Annotated in this window: 13 protein-coding genes; 5 read left to right on the top strand and 8 right to left on the bottom strand. The window is 71.7% G+C overall.

Features of this window, described 5'->3' with window-relative positions; all coding sequences use genetic code 11:
• Positions 1–66: 66 nt before the first annotated feature.
• Positions 67–1,437 carry an APC family permease gene (locus tag OG446_RS24830; protein WP_328896108.1) on the bottom strand — a complete coding sequence of 457 codons (1,371 nt, stop codon included), beginning with the start codon at positions 1,435–1,437 and terminating at the stop codon, positions 67–69.
• A gap of 140 nt (positions 1,438–1,577) precedes the next feature.
• Here OG446_RS24830 and OG446_RS24835 point away from each other — a divergent pair, with 140 nt between their 5' ends.
• Together OG446_RS24835 and ppgK are read left to right on the top strand one after the other, a co-directional pair.
• Complete coding sequence (locus OG446_RS24835; RefSeq protein WP_328896109.1) at positions 1,578–2,567, top strand: 4-hydroxy-3-methylbut-2-enyl diphosphate reductase; 990 nt, start codon at positions 1,578–1,580, stop codon at positions 2,565–2,567.
• An 85-nt stretch (positions 2,568–2,652) separates the two neighbouring features.
• Positions 2,653–3,390 carry a polyphosphate--glucose phosphotransferase gene (ppgK, locus tag OG446_RS24840; protein WP_328896110.1) on the top strand — a complete coding sequence of 246 codons (738 nt, stop codon included), beginning with the start codon at positions 2,653–2,655 and terminating at the stop codon, positions 3,388–3,390.
• Positions 3,391–3,411: 21 nt separating this feature from the next.
• Here the strand turns inward: ppgK and OG446_RS24845 are convergent, their stop codons facing one another.
• Complete coding sequence (locus OG446_RS24845; RefSeq protein ID WP_328898405.1) at positions 3,412–3,942, bottom strand: DUF6542 domain-containing protein; 531 nt, start codon at positions 3,940–3,942, stop codon at positions 3,412–3,414.
• A 397-nt stretch (positions 3,943–4,339) separates the two neighbouring features.
• On the opposite strand from OG446_RS24845, the gene ychF reads away from it, so the two are divergent.
• Positions 4,340–5,428 carry a redox-regulated ATPase YchF gene (gene ychF, locus OG446_RS24850; protein WP_328896111.1) on the top strand — a complete coding sequence of 363 codons (1,089 nt, stop codon included), beginning with the start codon at positions 4,340–4,342 and terminating at the stop codon, positions 5,426–5,428.
• 255 nt (positions 5,429–5,683) lie between these two features.
• Here the strand turns inward: ychF and OG446_RS24855 are convergent, their stop codons facing one another.
• The 3 genes from OG446_RS24855 to OG446_RS24865 all read right to left on the bottom strand — a co-directional run bounded on the left by OG446_RS24855 (position 5,684) and on the right by OG446_RS24865 (position 7,699).
• Positions 5,684–6,502: an SAM-dependent methyltransferase gene (locus OG446_RS24855; protein WP_328896112.1), complete on the bottom strand. Its 819-nt coding sequence runs from the start codon at positions 6,500–6,502 to the stop codon at positions 5,684–5,686.
• An 82-nt stretch (positions 6,503–6,584) separates the two neighbouring features.
• Positions 6,585–6,836 carry a DUF397 domain-containing protein gene (locus OG446_RS24860; RefSeq protein WP_328896113.1) on the bottom strand — a complete coding sequence of 84 codons (252 nt, stop codon included), beginning with the start codon at positions 6,834–6,836 and terminating at the stop codon, positions 6,585–6,587.
• Positions 6,833–7,699 (bottom strand): helix-turn-helix domain-containing protein, encoded by an 867-nt coding sequence (locus OG446_RS24865; protein WP_328896114.1) that lies wholly within the window; start codon positions 7,697–7,699, stop codon positions 6,833–6,835. Before OG446_RS24865 ends, OG446_RS24860 begins: the two co-directional genes overlap by 4 nt.
• Before the next feature lie 305 nt (positions 7,700–8,004).
• Between OG446_RS24865 and OG446_RS24870 the strand changes: the two genes are divergently transcribed.
• Positions 8,005–8,373: a hypothetical protein gene (locus OG446_RS24870; RefSeq protein ID WP_328896115.1), complete on the top strand. Its 369-nt coding sequence runs from the start codon at positions 8,005–8,007 to the stop codon at positions 8,371–8,373.
• Positions 8,374–8,649: 276 nt separating this feature from the next.
• Here the strand turns inward: OG446_RS24870 and OG446_RS24875 are convergent, their stop codons facing one another.
• Positions 8,650–9,186, bottom strand: coding sequence for a MarR family winged helix-turn-helix transcriptional regulator (locus tag OG446_RS24875; RefSeq protein WP_328896116.1), 537 nt, complete (start codon positions 9,184–9,186; stop codon positions 8,650–8,652).
• A gap of 39 nt (positions 9,187–9,225) precedes the next feature.
• Between OG446_RS24875 and OG446_RS24880 the strand changes: the two genes are divergently transcribed.
• Positions 9,226–10,116 (top strand): DMT family transporter, encoded by an 891-nt coding sequence (locus OG446_RS24880; protein ID WP_328896117.1) that lies wholly within the window; start codon positions 9,226–9,228, stop codon positions 10,114–10,116.
• On the opposite strand, the gene OG446_RS24885 is transcribed toward OG446_RS24880, so the two are convergent.
• On the bottom strand, positions 10,103–12,697 hold the full coding sequence (locus OG446_RS24885; RefSeq protein ID WP_328896118.1) for a discoidin domain-containing protein: 2,595 nt from the start codon (positions 12,695–12,697) through the stop codon (positions 10,103–10,105). The genes OG446_RS24880 and OG446_RS24885 overlap by 14 nt on opposite strands.
• Positions 12,698–12,866: 169 nt before the next feature.
• Positions 12,867–13,970 (bottom strand): pyridoxal-phosphate dependent enzyme, encoded by a 1,104-nt coding sequence (locus OG446_RS24890; protein WP_443050229.1) that lies wholly within the window; start codon positions 13,968–13,970, stop codon positions 12,867–12,869.
• Positions 13,971–13,976 lie beyond the last annotated feature (6 nt).

A 13,976-nucleotide genomic window follows, 5' to 3' on the forward strand; every position in this document is an offset into this window, starting at 1 on the left:
AGCCCGTAGCCCGCGCAGCCCCGAGGACCGTTCCTCGCAGCCCCGAGGACCGTTCCTCCGCCGCCCTCAGGCCGCCGCCCGGCGTCCCCGCTGCACCGCGAGCACCATCAGCCCCACTGCCAGCCAGCACGCGCCCACCACCTGAGCGCTCGTCGTCGCCTCCACGATCACCGCGATCAGCACCCCGGCCCCCACCACCGGGACCAGGACGTGGCGCCACCAGCTCGGCGGCCCCTCCATCCGCCGCACCGCGAACCACCCGACCACCGACGCGTGGAGCAGGACGAACGCGGTCAGCGCCCCGACGTCCACCACGGACACCAGATGATCCAGGCCGTCGTCCCGCCGGGCCGCCCACACCGCCGCCACCATCGTGACGACCGCCGCGATGAGGATCGCGATCCTCGGCACCCCCGAACCCGGATCGACCTTGGACAGCAGCGCGGGCAGCCGGCGCTCCCGGGCCATCGCGAACAGCAGCCGCCCAGCCGCCGCCTGCCCGGCCAGCGCCGCGAACGCAGCCCCGATCGCCTTGCTGACCGCCACCAGATCGTGCAGCCAGGTCCCGACCGCGGAGTCCACCGTGTCGTAGAACGCCGAACCCTGCGCCACCGGATCGGCGGCCAGCTCCGCCGACGACATCGGCTCCAGCAGCGCGGCCAGATACGCCTGCGCCACGAACAGCACTCCCGCAAGCACCAGACAGAACAGGACCGCCCGCGCCACCTTCGCCGATCCGCCCGTCACCTCCTCCGCGAACGAGGCGATGGCGTCGAAGCCCAGATACGAGAGCACCGCCACGGACACCGCGCCCAGCACCGCCGCCGCGGAGAAGCCCGAATCCCCGGTGAGCGGCGACAGCCAGCCGCGCTGCGCCCCGTCCCGTACGAGCACGACCGCCGCGGACACCAGGAACACCAGCAGCACCACGATCTCCATCGCGAGCACCGCGAAGCCGACCCGGGCCGCCGCGCGTACGCCCCAGAGGTTGAGCAGTGTGGTGAGGACCACCGCCAAGGCCGTCCACACCCAGCGCGACACCTCGGGCACCAGCGAGTTCATCGCGATGCCGGAGAAGAGATAGGCGACCGCGGGGATCAGCAGGTAGTCGAGCATCGCCATCCACCCGGCGATGAACCCCGGCCCTTCGCCGAGCCCCTTGCGGGCGTACGCGAAGACGGAACCCGCCAGGGGGGCGACCCGCACCATCTGGGCGTAACTGAAGGCGGTGAACGCCATGACGACGGTCGCGGCGATGTACACCAGCGCCACGGCACCGTCGGATTTCGCGTCGAGGGTGCCGAAGACGCCGACGGGGGCCATCGGGGCGATGAAGAGCAGCCCGTAGACCACCAGGTCCCGGAAGCCCAGCGTCCGCCGCAGTCGCACCTGCTCCGTGGAGCCGCCGGTGCCGGTTTCCGTGCCGCTGCCGGCCATGAGCCCTCCGTCGTTCGCGTCATCGGTCGCGTGATGATCAGTCTCCCGACCCCACAGCCCCCGCGCCTGTTCGGTACGGCCTAACGGCCTCACCCGGGGCGGCGGGCGGTCCGCTCCCCGCTCCGGGTGAGGCCGTTACGATGGGACGCATGACTGCTCCGACACCCCGCCGCGTCCTGCTCGCCGCTCCCCGTGGCTACTGCGCCGGCGTGGACCGTGCCGTGATCGCCGTGGAGAAGGCCCTGGAGCAGTACGGCTCCCCGGTCTACGTACGCCACGAGATCGTCCACAACAAGTACGTCGTGCAGACCCTGGAGAAGAAGGGCGCGATCTTCGTCGAGGAGACCGCGGAGGTCCCCGAGGGCTCGATCGTCATGTTCTCCGCACACGGTGTCGCACCGACCGTGCACGAGGAGGCGGCCGAGCGGAAGCTCGCCACCATCGACGCGACCTGCCCGCTCGTCACCAAGGTCCACAAGGAAGCCGTCCGCTTCGCGCAGGACGACTTCGACATCCTCCTGATCGGCCACGAGGGCCACGAGGAGGTCATCGGCACCTCCGGCGAGGCCCCCGACCACATCACCCTGGTCGACGGCCCCGAGGACGTCGCCAACGTCGAGGTCCGCGACCCGTCCCGGGTCGTCTGGCTCTCCCAGACCACTCTCTCGGTCGACGAGACGATGGAGACCGTCGGCGCGCTCAAGGAGAAGTTCCCGCTCCTGATCTCGCCGCCCAGCGACGACATCTGCTACGCCACGCAGAACCGCCAGATCGCGGTGAAGCAGATGGGCGCGGACGCCGACCTGGTGATCGTCGTCGGCTCGAAGAACTCCTCGAACTCGGTCCGCCTGGTCGAGGTCGCGCTCGGCGCGGGTGCGGGTGCCTCGTATCTCGTCGACGCCGCCGACGAGATCGAGGAGGCCTGGCTGGAGGGCGTCTCCACGGTCGGGGTCACCTCCGGCGCGTCCGTGCCCGAGGTACTGGTCGACGGCGTTCTGGCCTGGCTGTCCGAGCGGGGCTTCGAGGACGTGGAGATCGTGAAGGCGGCCGAGGAGTCGATTGTGTTCTCGCTGCCCAAGGAGCTCCGCCGCGACCTGCGCGCGGAAGCGGCGGCCATGTCGGCGCAGTAGCACCCGGCCCACCGACCGGGCTCGCTCTCATCCGGTTTCCCGTTCCAGGAAGTGGGCGGGGCCCGGTGCCCGTACCGTGGATCACATGGAGATCTTCGGCGTGGACATCGGCGGATCCGGGATCAAGGGTGCTCCCGTGGACCTGGACCGCGGAGACCTGGCGCAGGAGCGCCACAAAGTGCTCACCCCGCACCCGGCCACTCCCGAGGACGTGGCCGGGTGCGTGGCCGAGGTGGTCGGCCACTTCGACTGGCAGGGGCCGGTGGGTATCACGTTCCCGGGTGTCGTCACCAGCGGTCTCACCCGGACCGCGGCCAATGTCGACAAGGGCTGGATCGACCTGGACGCCCGTACCCTGCTCGGCGACAGGCTCGGCCTCCCGGTCACCGTCCTGAACGACGCGGACGCGGCCGGCGTCGCCGAGATGACCTTCGGCGCGGGCCGGGGCCGCAAGGGCACGGTCATCGTGCTGACCTTCGGTACGGGGATCGGCAGCGCGCTCTTCATCGACGGCAGGCTCGTGCCCAACACCGAGCTCGGCCATCTGGAGCTGCACGGCCACGACGCGGAGAAGCACGCCTCCACCAAGGCCAAGGAGGACGGCGACCTGAGCTGGCACCACTGGGCGCACCGGGTGCAGAAGTACCTGGCCCACGTGGAGATGCTGTTCTCGCCCGAGCTGTTCATCATCGGCGGCGGTGTCAGCCGCAAGGCGGACAAGTTCCTGCCGCTCATCGAGCATGTGCGGGCCGAGATGGTGCCCGCGGAGCTCCAGAACAACGCGGGCATCGTGGGCGCGGCGATGGCGGCGGCGGGCCGCTGAGGCCCCTCGCGCCTGCGCGCCCTAACGCCGGGACGGGCGGCGCGGGGTCCGTCCGGCGGGCCGCGCCGCCGGTGACGGCTGACCGGCAGGCCGTGCGGTCTGCGCGGCCAGCAGCATCCGCCGCTGCCGGGCCCGCATCAGGCGGACCTTGCGTACGGTCGCGATGAGCCCGGCGACGAGCGTGCCGCCGTACAGCCAGCCGGCATGAACGGCGAGGGCGGTGACGACGGCCATGGTCTGCCCGCCGAAGCCGCCGGTGCCGCCGGAGATCGGAATGATGCCGACGGCGAACGCGATCGGCACACTGATCGGCGCGGTCACCAGGTCGGCGGGCCGCACCCAGAGCGCGGTCAGGGCGCTGACCGGCAGGAACAGCACGCCGAACACGGCGGACGAGCCGTCGAACAGCAGCCAGTCCGCACAGCCGAGGACGAACATGACGGCGGCGGCGAAGAGCCCGGCACCGATACCGGTCAGCCGGGGATTGGGCAGCCGCCGCAGGGCGAGCACGGCAGGCGCCACCGGGCGACCCCGGCCGGCCGGGGTGCTCATCACCCGATAGACGGTCGCGCCTTCGCCGAGGGAACCCTCGGCTCCCTTGGTCCCGAGCGGGGACAGCGGGGCCGGCCGGGTCTGCCTGCGCTGCGGGGGACGTGTCCTGTGCTGCTCCACCGGGACAACGTAGGTCGCCGGGCGGGCGGAAGCGGGTGCGGGACACGCGCTTTGGGCGACCTTGGCGATGAGTTCGATGCCACACGGCCCAACGGGAACCGATTCCGCCCCCGATGCCGCCCTCGATTCCACCCCCGGAGCCCTCTCGGACCGGTGCGGGCACCACCGCCGTCCGGACCCGTGACGGGCCACCCGCCCCCGCCCGTAAACTGGAGAATCGGCCCACCCGGGCCCGACGTCCATTCGAGCCCGTCCACCCCCTAGGGAAGTCGCCACCGTGTCGCTCACGATCGGAATCGTCGGTCTGCCGAATGTCGGCAAGTCGACCCTTTTCAACGCCCTGACCAAGAACGACGTGCTGGCGGCCAACTACCCGTTCGCCACGATCGAGCCGAACGTCGGCGTCGTCGGCGTCCCCGACCCGCGCCTGAACACCCTCGCGGAGATCTTCGGCTCCCAGAAGCTGCTCCCGGCGACGGTCGACTTCGTCGACATCGCCGGCATCGTGCGCGGCGCGAGCGAGGGCGAGGGGCTGGGCAACAAGTTCCTCGCGAACATCCGTGAGTCGGACGCGATCTGCCAGGTCATCCGGGCCTTCAAGGACGAGAACGTCGTCCACGTCGACGGCAAGGTCTCGCCCAAGGACGACATCGAGACGATCAACACCGAGCTGATCCTCGCGGACCTCCAGTCGGTGGAGAAGGCCGTCCCCCGCCTGCAGAAGGAGGCCCGCCTCCAGAAGGAGAAGGTCGCCGTCCTGGCAGCGGTCGACGAGGCCCAGAAGATCCTGGAAGCCGGCGACACGCTCTTCCACGCGGGCATCACGGCCGGCACGGAGAAGGGCCGCCTGCTCCACGAGCTCCACCTCCTGACGACGAAGCCCTTCCTCTACGTCTTCAACGTCGACGAGGACGAGCTGGTCGACGAGGACTTCAAGAACGAGCAGCGCGCCCTGGTCGCCCCCGCCGAGGCCATCTTCCTGAACGCCAAGATCGAGTCCGAGCTGATCGAGCTCGACGACGACGAGGCCCTGGAGCTCCTCCAGTCCATGGGCCAGGAAGAGCCCGGCCTGGCCACCCTCGGCCGCGTCGGCTTCGACACCCTCGGACTGCAGACCTACCTCACGGCAGGCCCGAAGGAGACCCGCGCCTGGACGATCAAGAAGGGCGCCACGGCCCCCGAGGCGGCCGGTGTGATCCACACCGACTTCCAGAAGGGCTTCATCAAGGCGGAGATCATCTCCTTCGAGGACCTGGTCGAAACGGGCTCGGTCGCCGAGGCCCGCGCCAAGGGCAAGGCGCGCATGGAGGGCAAGGACTACGTCATGCAGGACGGGGACGTGGTGGAGTTCCGCTTCAACGTCTGATCGATTCGGTGCTGCGGACCGGGCGTTTCGTCGAGTCCGCAGGTGGCAAGGGGCCGGCTCTTCGGGAGCCGGCCCCTTGCCGGTTTCCCTGCCTCGTCGTGATCACGGGGTACGCCGTTTCGGCCGGAACGGCATCGGTCACCTCTCCGGGCACGGTCGGTCCCCGGGCACCAGCCAGCGCGGGTGCCGGCCACCGGCCCCGTGCGGCGGCCCCCGATGGGTCACCGGTCCGGTCCGGTGCGGCCCCCGGCTCGGCTAGCGCTTTATGCCCACGCCTGCCAGCAGGCTGATCTGGGCGTCCTCGATCTCCGGCTCGCCCGCGGCGGAGGCGGCGGGCCGCCAGCGGTGGCAGCAGCAGATGCCCGGTTCGACCAGGTCGAGTCCGTCGAAGAAGCGGCGGACGTCGCTGTGGGAACGGAACTGAACCGGAGACCCGGACTTCGTGTAGACCTCCGCGACCTTGTTCCAGGTGACCGGGTCGAAGTCGGGCGTGCAGTGGTTCATGGCGAGGGCGCTGCCCGCCGGGAGCGGGTCGAGGAGCCGGCGGACGATGGCGTACGGGTCGTGCGGGTCGGTGATGAAGTGCATGAGCGCGTTGAGGGAGAGGGCGATGGGCTGCTCGAAGTCCAGGACCCCCGAGTCCTCCACGGCGCTCATCAGCGCGTCGGGGTCGGTGACATCGGCCTGGACGTAGGCCGTTCGGCCCTGCGTGGTGCTGCGCATGAGGCGTTCGGCGTACTTGAGGACGAGTGGGTCGTTGTCCGCGTACACGACGTGGGCGTCGCGGGCGACGGACTGGGCGACCTGGTGCAGGTTGGGCTCGGTCGGGATGCCCGTACCGATGTCGAGCCACTGGCGGATCCCGTGCTCCTGCGCCAGGACACGGGTGGCCCGGTGCATGAACGCCCGGTTCTCGCGCGCGGTCACGTAGATGCCCGGGTGGGCCTGGGCGGCGACCAGCGCCGCCTCCTTGTCTATCTCGAAGTGGTCCTTGCCGCCGAGGAAGTAGTCGTACATCCGGGCCGAGTGCGCCTTGCTCGTGTCGAGATCCTGGCCGGCCTGCCTGGTGCTCATGTTCTTCCCTTCGTACGTGTGTTGTCGGCCCGCAGGCCAGGGACGGGACCCGGTGCCGTCGTCCCTCACGCCCGCCGCCGGTTCACCCCGCGGCCAGGTGATCCGCCAGGCCCTCCTTGACCCCGCGGACGAACGCGGCGATCTCCTCCGGTGTGTAGATCAGCGCCGGCCCGGCCGGGTCGGTGGACTGGCGTACGGCCACGCGGCCGTCGGCGAGTTGCTTCGTCTCGACGCACTGACCCCCGTTCGGCCCGCTCCAGGGCCGTTCCCAGCCCTGTTCCCCGAGATTGTGGGCCGGCATGCCGTTGTAGACGCCCTCGTCGGTGATCGTCATGAGTACTCCTTGCGCATGCGGTTCAAGAGCGCCCTGCTGTCCTCGGACGACGTCATCAGCGCCATACGGGAATGTGCTTCGAGATGGGAGACGACGTCCGCGCGCTGGTCCAGGTAGACGGAGGCGGACAGGAGTTCGCTGTAGACGATGTCGGGCAGTTCCGGTTCCTCGAACCGGAAATAGGTGAACGGGGCACACGCTCCGAGATGCGCGCCCGCGGTGAACGGCACGATGTCGATGCTCACGTGTGCGAGCTCGGAGACGTCCAGGAGCCGCTCCAACTGCTCCCGCATCACGTGTGCGCCGCCCACCACCCGGTGCAGTACGGCTTCCTCCATGACCACCCACAACGTGGGCGCGTCCTCCCCCTCCAGCAGCTTCTGGCGGTGCAGCCGCAGCTCCACACGGCGGGCGAGCTCCTCCTCGCTGCCGTTCGGCAGGCCGCCGCGCAGCACGGCGTGTGCGTAGGCGGGGGTCTGCAGAAGGCCGGTGACGTACTGGGGTTCGTACGTACGGAGGGTCTTGGCGCCGGACTCCAGGCTGACGTAGGCGGTGAACCAGCTGGGGACGGCGTCGCGATAGGAGTGCCACCAGCCGGGCTTGTTGGCCTGTTCCGCCAGGTCGACGAACTCGTCGATCTCCTGACGGTCCGCGCCGAAGGTCTCCAGGAGCTTCTCCGCGTAGAGCGGCTTCAGCGCGACCTCGGCCTTCTCCAGCCGGCGGATCGTCAGGGTCGTCACGCGCAGTGCCTTGGCCGCGTCCTCCAGCGAGGCATCGGCGCCGAGCCGCATCTCCTGCAGCCGACGGCCGAGGATCATGCGCAGGACTGTCGGCGCACTGGTGCCGGAACGGGCATCACTCACGCCCAACCTCCTGAGAAACCGTCAACAAGACCATTCTTACAGCCATTTGATGTTGACGCCAGGCTGATACCCGTGCTCCTGAAATTATCAGGGAGTCGGTTGCAGCGTGACCCTTATCACGCGCATAGTGGATGGGTGAGCGGTCGAGTCACAGCAATGAAACGGGATCCGGCCCGGAGCGGGCGGCAGTCGCTCCGCACGCCCGGTGCGGGCCGAACGCACATCCGTCCGGGCTGAGTCGAGTGCCTCCGCGTCCCCACGCGCGGCGGAACCCCTCCTCTTCGATCCACCTACGGAAGGCGTCCATGACCCCCCACGAGGAAACCGTCTCTCCCGTCGTGCTGTACGTATGCGCCGACCGGGCCCGGGGCGCGCCCGGTGAAGCAACGCAGCGCGCCCAGAGGGAAGGCCGCGCGTTCGCCCGGGAACGCGGACTGACGATCGCCGAGGTCGTCACCGATACGTACGGTGAGCCCGACCCGGCCCGGCGCAGAGGGTGGCGGCGGGTGAGACAGCTGGCGCAGACGGGCGACGTCACCGCGGTACTCGTCCGCTGGCCCAGCGCCATCGCCCCGGAATCCGCCAGCGAACTCCGGCACCGCGAGGCCGCCTGGCTGCACGACCAGGGCGTCCGCGTCCGCTACACCTGGGCGCCCCTGTCGTCTCGGGGCTGATTCCCCGCCCGGGCGCCGCGGACCGGTGAGGAGCCCGTCGAGCGGGCGGTGGTAAGGCATGCGTCAGCGGGGCGTCCGTGGTGAGCGGATCGTGCGGCTCGTCGTCGGGGGCTCCCGCCATCACGTCGACGCCGAGTCCGGCTGGATGCCCGGCATCGTCCTCGACGGGATCGGATGCCCGGCATCGCCCTCTACCTCTACGGCATCGGGGGCAGGCGGCCCGCCCGGCGATGGGACCGGGGGCGGGCCCCCCGGCCTGAGCGGGAGCGAAAGCCCTCAGCCGCTCTGCGGCGGCTCCGTCCGCCCCAGCCACGCCGTCAGCAGCGACTCCAGCGCCGCCGTCTCGTCCCCGCTCAGGGTGTCCAGGAGGCGGCGCTCGTTGCGCATGTGCTCGGTGAAGGCGCGGTCGATCAGATCGCGGCCGGCCGGGGTGAGGGCGACCACGCGGGCGCGGCCGTCGACGGCCGCCCGGCGGCGGGTGACCAGGCCCGCGCGTTCCAGGCGGTCGATGCGCTTCGTCATCGCGCCGGTGGTGACCATGGTGTGCGTGGCCAGTTCGCCGGGCGCCCGCTCGAACGGATCCCCGGCCCTGCGCAGCGCGGCCAGCACGTCGAACTCACCCTCGCTCAGGCCGAACCGGCGGTACACCACGCACAGTTCCTCCGTGAGCAGCGCGGCCAGCCGGTGCAGGCGGCCGATCACGCCCTGCGGGCGCACGTCGAGGTCGGGGCGCTCGCGCGCCCACTCGGCCTGGATGCGGGCCACGTGGTCCGGGGGCTGAGGGGTGGCGGTGGAATCAGTGGAATCCGGCATGCCTCGATTGTAGCTTCCTTGGAAGGTATAATAACTTCCATGGAAGCTACCTTGCGATGGGTGCTCATCACGACGGTCGCCCCGGTGGCCTGGGGCACGAACTACTACGTCACCCACGCCTTTCTGCCTGCCGGGACCCCGCTGTACGGCGCCGCCGTCAGGGCCCTGCCCGCCGGGCTGCTGCTCCTGGCCGTCCGGAGGCAACGGCCCCGCGGCTCCTGGTGGTGGAAGTCCGCCGTCCTCGGCGTCCTGAACATGGGCGGGTTCTTCGCGCTCGTGTACGTCGCCGCGCAGCTGCTCCCGACCAGCACCGCTTCGACGATCATGGCGGCCTCGCCGGTGGCCATGATGCTGATTGCCTGGGCGCTCGTCGCCGAGCGGCCGAGGCCGCTGCCCCTGCTGGGCGCGGCCGCAGGCATCGGCGGGGTGTGCCTCATGCTGCTGACCGGAACCGTCTCCGCCGACATCCGCGGGGTACTGGCCTCGGTCGCCGCCCTGCTGATGTCGTCCCTCGGCTACGTCCTCACCAAGCGCTGGGGCGCCGGGACCGACGTCCTCGCCTCGACCTCCTGGCAGCTGATCGCCGGCGGTCTCCTGCTGCTGCCCCTCGCCGCAGTTGTGGAGGGCGCCCCGCCCGCGCTCGACGGGCCTGCCGTCCTCGGATTCGGTTACGTCACCGTGGTGGCGACCGCGCTCGCCTTCGCCGCCTGGTTCGCGGGCCTGCGCCATCTGCCCGCCGCGACCGTCGGCCTGGTCGGGCTGCTCAACCCGGTGACCGGAGTGCTGCTGGGCACCATGATCGCCGGTGAGCCGCTCACCCTGCGGCAGATCTGCGGGCTCGTCCTCGTACTGGCCGGGATCCTGCTCGGCCGGCCGGCCGTGCGCCGCCGGGCGGCCGGGGCCCGCCGCACGCGCGCTAAGGCTGCGTGACCCTCAGTTCCCGTACGCCCGTCGGCTCGGCCGCGTCCGTCGAACGGACCGTCACCCGCACCTGGCGGGCCACCGCCCCCGCCCGGTACGGCTGCCAGTTCCTGCCGTCGGCCGAGGTCTCCAGGCGGTGCGAGGCGGGGGGTACGTCCGTCCACTCCGGCGCGAATCCCGTCACCGGGGCCGCCCGCCCCAGATCCACCGTCAGCGAGCCCGTCTCCCCGTCCGGGGACCAGGCCGTCGCCGTACTGCCGTCGACCGCCGCGGCCGCGTACAGGCCGGGCGTCTCGGACGTCGCCGTCGCCGGGCGGCAACGGGCCGCGTCGGTGGTCGGGGTCAGGTCCGGCCGGCGCGTGGGCAGGGTGAGGGAGGAGGACAGGGAACGGGAACCGGACGGGGTGTGGAGCGTGAAGGGGGCGCCCGACGTCAGGCGGACCTCCGTCGTCCGGGGGCCGATCGCGACGTCGTACGTACGCCCCCGGTAGCGCAGGCCCGTCAGGTTCACGCCGTCGCTCAGCTGCGGCGGCAGCATCGGGTCCAGGCGCACCCCGTCCTCCCGCAGCCGCAGACCCGTCAGCCCGTGTGTGAACACCTGGAGGAAGCCGCCCTTGCCGGTGAGGAAGTCCTCGGCGGGGAAGCCGGACAGCGGGTCCTGCGCACCCGCCTTCTCGCCCCGCGCCTCGCTGAAGAGGGCGTACGGGCCGCGCATGAACGGGCGCACCGCACGCTGGAGATACGTGTACGTGGCGCAGCCCGGCTCCCCGATCGCGGCCGCGTCGATCGCGTGGACCGAGTCCGTCATCGCCGGGCCGTCCGGATCGGTGTGCGCCGCGTAGTAGTCGAGCGTCGAGGCGGCCGCACCCGGCTCCATCGGCCACTCCAGCGGGTAGATCAGCAGGACCGTGTCGGCCTGTTTGATCGTCGAGCCGTCGTACCCCGCGTACTGGAGGTAGAGCTTCCGTTCGGGGTCGTACGGGATGCGCAGGCCGTCCGCGACCTCGGTCCACTTCTCCGGGGCCGGGTGCCCGAGGAGCTGGGCCGCGCGGGTGGCGTTGCGCAGGGCGGTGGCCGCGACGGCGTTGGTGAACACCCCGTCCGTGACGCCGTTGCTGTACTCGTCCGGGCCCGCCACCTCCTTCACCGAGTAGCTGCCGTCGTCGTTCGCGGTGGCGCGCGAGGCCCAGAAGTCGGCGATGCCCCGGAGCATCTGCCAGCCGTGGCCGGCCAGCCAGTCGCGGTCGCCGGTGGCCAGGTAGTACTGCCAGACGGCCAGGGACACATCGCCCTGGAGATGGTTCTGGGTCACGCAGTGCGGCGGGTTCCAGCTCTGGCACTCCGACCAGAGACTGCCCTTGCTCGCGCTCGTCCACGGGTAGAACAGGCCCTGGTAGCCCAGCTTCTCGGCGTTCGTACGGGCTTCGTCGCGCGTCCGGTAGCGGTACTCGACCACTGAACGTGCCAGTTCGGGACGGGTGGCGAGGAGCCCCGGGTACATCCAGGTCTCCGCGTCCCAGAACACCATGCCCGCGTAGTTGTCACTGGTCAGCCCGGCCGGGGCGATGCTGTCGCGGGAGCCGGTGCGGGTGGAGGCGAGGAGTCCGTACTGGGCCGAGCGCAGCCACTTCTGCAGATCGGGGCTGCCCGGCACGGACACGTCGGCGGACCAGTCGCGGCGCCAGACGGCGGCGTTCTCGGCGAGCACGGCGGACCAGCCGCGCCGCGCCGCGCGCCGGGACGCCTCGCGCGCGGTGGTGCGCGGGGCGCGCGAGGTGAGCGCGGTGTCCACCCCGACGTACTTCTCGTACGTATACGTGCGCCCGGCGCTCACCCGGGCCGCCTGTCCGCTCATGCCCGCCGGGCGCACCGTCTGCACGACCGCGCCCGCCGTCCCCGTGCCCCGGGTGCGGAAGGTTCCGTCCTCCTCCAGGTCGATCCGGCGCGCCCCGCGCGGGTCGAGCCGGCCGGTGACCGTCGCGGTGCCGGTCCAGTGCGGGGTCATCCGCAGCCGTACCGCACCGGTGTGCACATCGGAGCGGTCGGCCAGCACCTCGTACGTGAGGTCGGTCGCGCGCCCGTCGGCGGTGGTCCAGCGGAGCGACGTACGCACCAGCCCGCACCGCAGGAACACCGTCTGGCGGTACCGGGAGATGCGTCCGGCCGGAGTGGCGGAGCCGTACGTCTCCCCGCCCACCCGTACATCGAGGTTCGTCCAGCTCGGCAGCGCGGCGGCCACCTCGCGGCCCGCCGCCAGATCCTCCTCGCGGCCGAAGAGCCCGGAGACGAACGCCCCGTCGTAGCGCGGGGTGAACAGCGGCCAGCCGGTCTTCTCCTCGCGGTCGGCGTACCCGGCACCCGCGGCCGGTACGCGGTGCCCCAGATAGCCGTTTCCGACGTAGGGGTCGTAGCCCTCGGCCTCGCCGAACGTCGTGGACGTCGGGGCCCAGGCGGGATCCGTGTCCCGGCCGCAGGCCACGGCGGGCGCGGCGGGTGACGGCCGACCGGTGGCGGAGGCGACGGGCGGCAGTGGCGCGATCAGGGCGCAGGCGACGAGGGAGGTGAGAAGAGAGGTACGCGAAAGGCTCACGGTACGAACGTAGGGAAGCGGGCGGGGTGCGGCGGGGCACGGCGCGCGGGTGAACGGCTGACGCGGGCGCGGTGCGGAGCGGCACGGCGCGCGGGTGAACGGCTGGCGCGGGGGCGTGCCGGCGTCCTGGAGGACCGGTCGCGCGCCGGTGCCGGGCGTCGCGGTCGGATCAGGCCGCGAGCCCCGTCTTGAGTCCCGCGCCGCACAGCGGTACGACGACGCTGCGGTCCGTCCAGCCGCCCACGGCCGCCCAGCAGGCCACGCCCGTCGTCTCCACGTAGAAGCCGCGGGCGGCCAGATCCAGCTGTGCCGCGCGGATCTGATCCTCGGTCACCGTCAGGAAGGTGCCGCCCGACTCCCGCACCGCCGCCAGGATCGCGCGGGCACGCGGCGGGCGCGGGATGGCGATGCCCTCGGCGAGGGTGGGGGAGGCGGTGGCACCGGCCGGGGTGCCGAGGAGGTCGTCCGCCCCCGCGTGGAAGGCGGCGGCCAGCGGGGACACCGCCTCGGCCTGGACGGCGACCAGCGCGGGGCGGGTGTCGATCAGGCCCTGGGCGAGGAGTTCCGCGGTGGCCAGGGCCGCGCCGAGGAGCAGCGTGCCGTTGCCGACCGGTACGGCGATGACCTCCGGGAGCCGGCCGCCGAGGTCCTCCCAGAGCTCGTACACGTAGGTCTTCGTGCCGTGCAGGAAGTACGGGTTGAAGACGTGCGAGGCGTAGAAGGTGCCGGGTGCGTCGGCGGCGGTGCGGGCCGCCCGCGCCGTCGCCTCGCGGTCCCCGGGGACGACTTCCAGCCGGGCGCCGTGCGCCCGGATCTGCTCGGTCTTCTTCGGGGACGTGCCCTCGGGGACGTACACCGTGCAGGGCAGCGCGGCGCGGGCACAGTACGCGGCGACGGCCGTGCCCGCGTTGCCGCTGCTGTCCGCGACGACGCGCTCGGGGGCGAGGCGGCGGGCCAGTTCGGCGAGCATCACCGCGCCGCGGTCCTTGAAGGAGAGCGTCGGCATGAGGAAGTCGAGTTTGGCCGAGACCGTGCCGGTGAGCGGTACCAGCGGGGTGCGGCCCTCGCCGAGGGTCGTCGCGGGGGAGGAGAGCGGCAGGACCTCCTCGTAGCGCCACAGGGAGTTGACCCGGCCGGGCAGTTCGCCGGGACGCAGCGGGCCCGCGCTCTCGAAGTCCAGGTCCCACGGACCGCGGCAGACCGGGCAGCACCAGGTGAGCGAGGTGACGTCGGCACGGGTGCCGTCCTGCGGGCAGCGGTACGTGGTGGCCATGGCTGC

It is taken from the genome of Streptomyces sp. NBC_00236 (genome assembly GCF_036195045.1).
Taxonomy (GTDB): Bacteria; Actinomycetota; Actinomycetes; order Streptomycetales; family Streptomycetaceae; genus Streptomyces.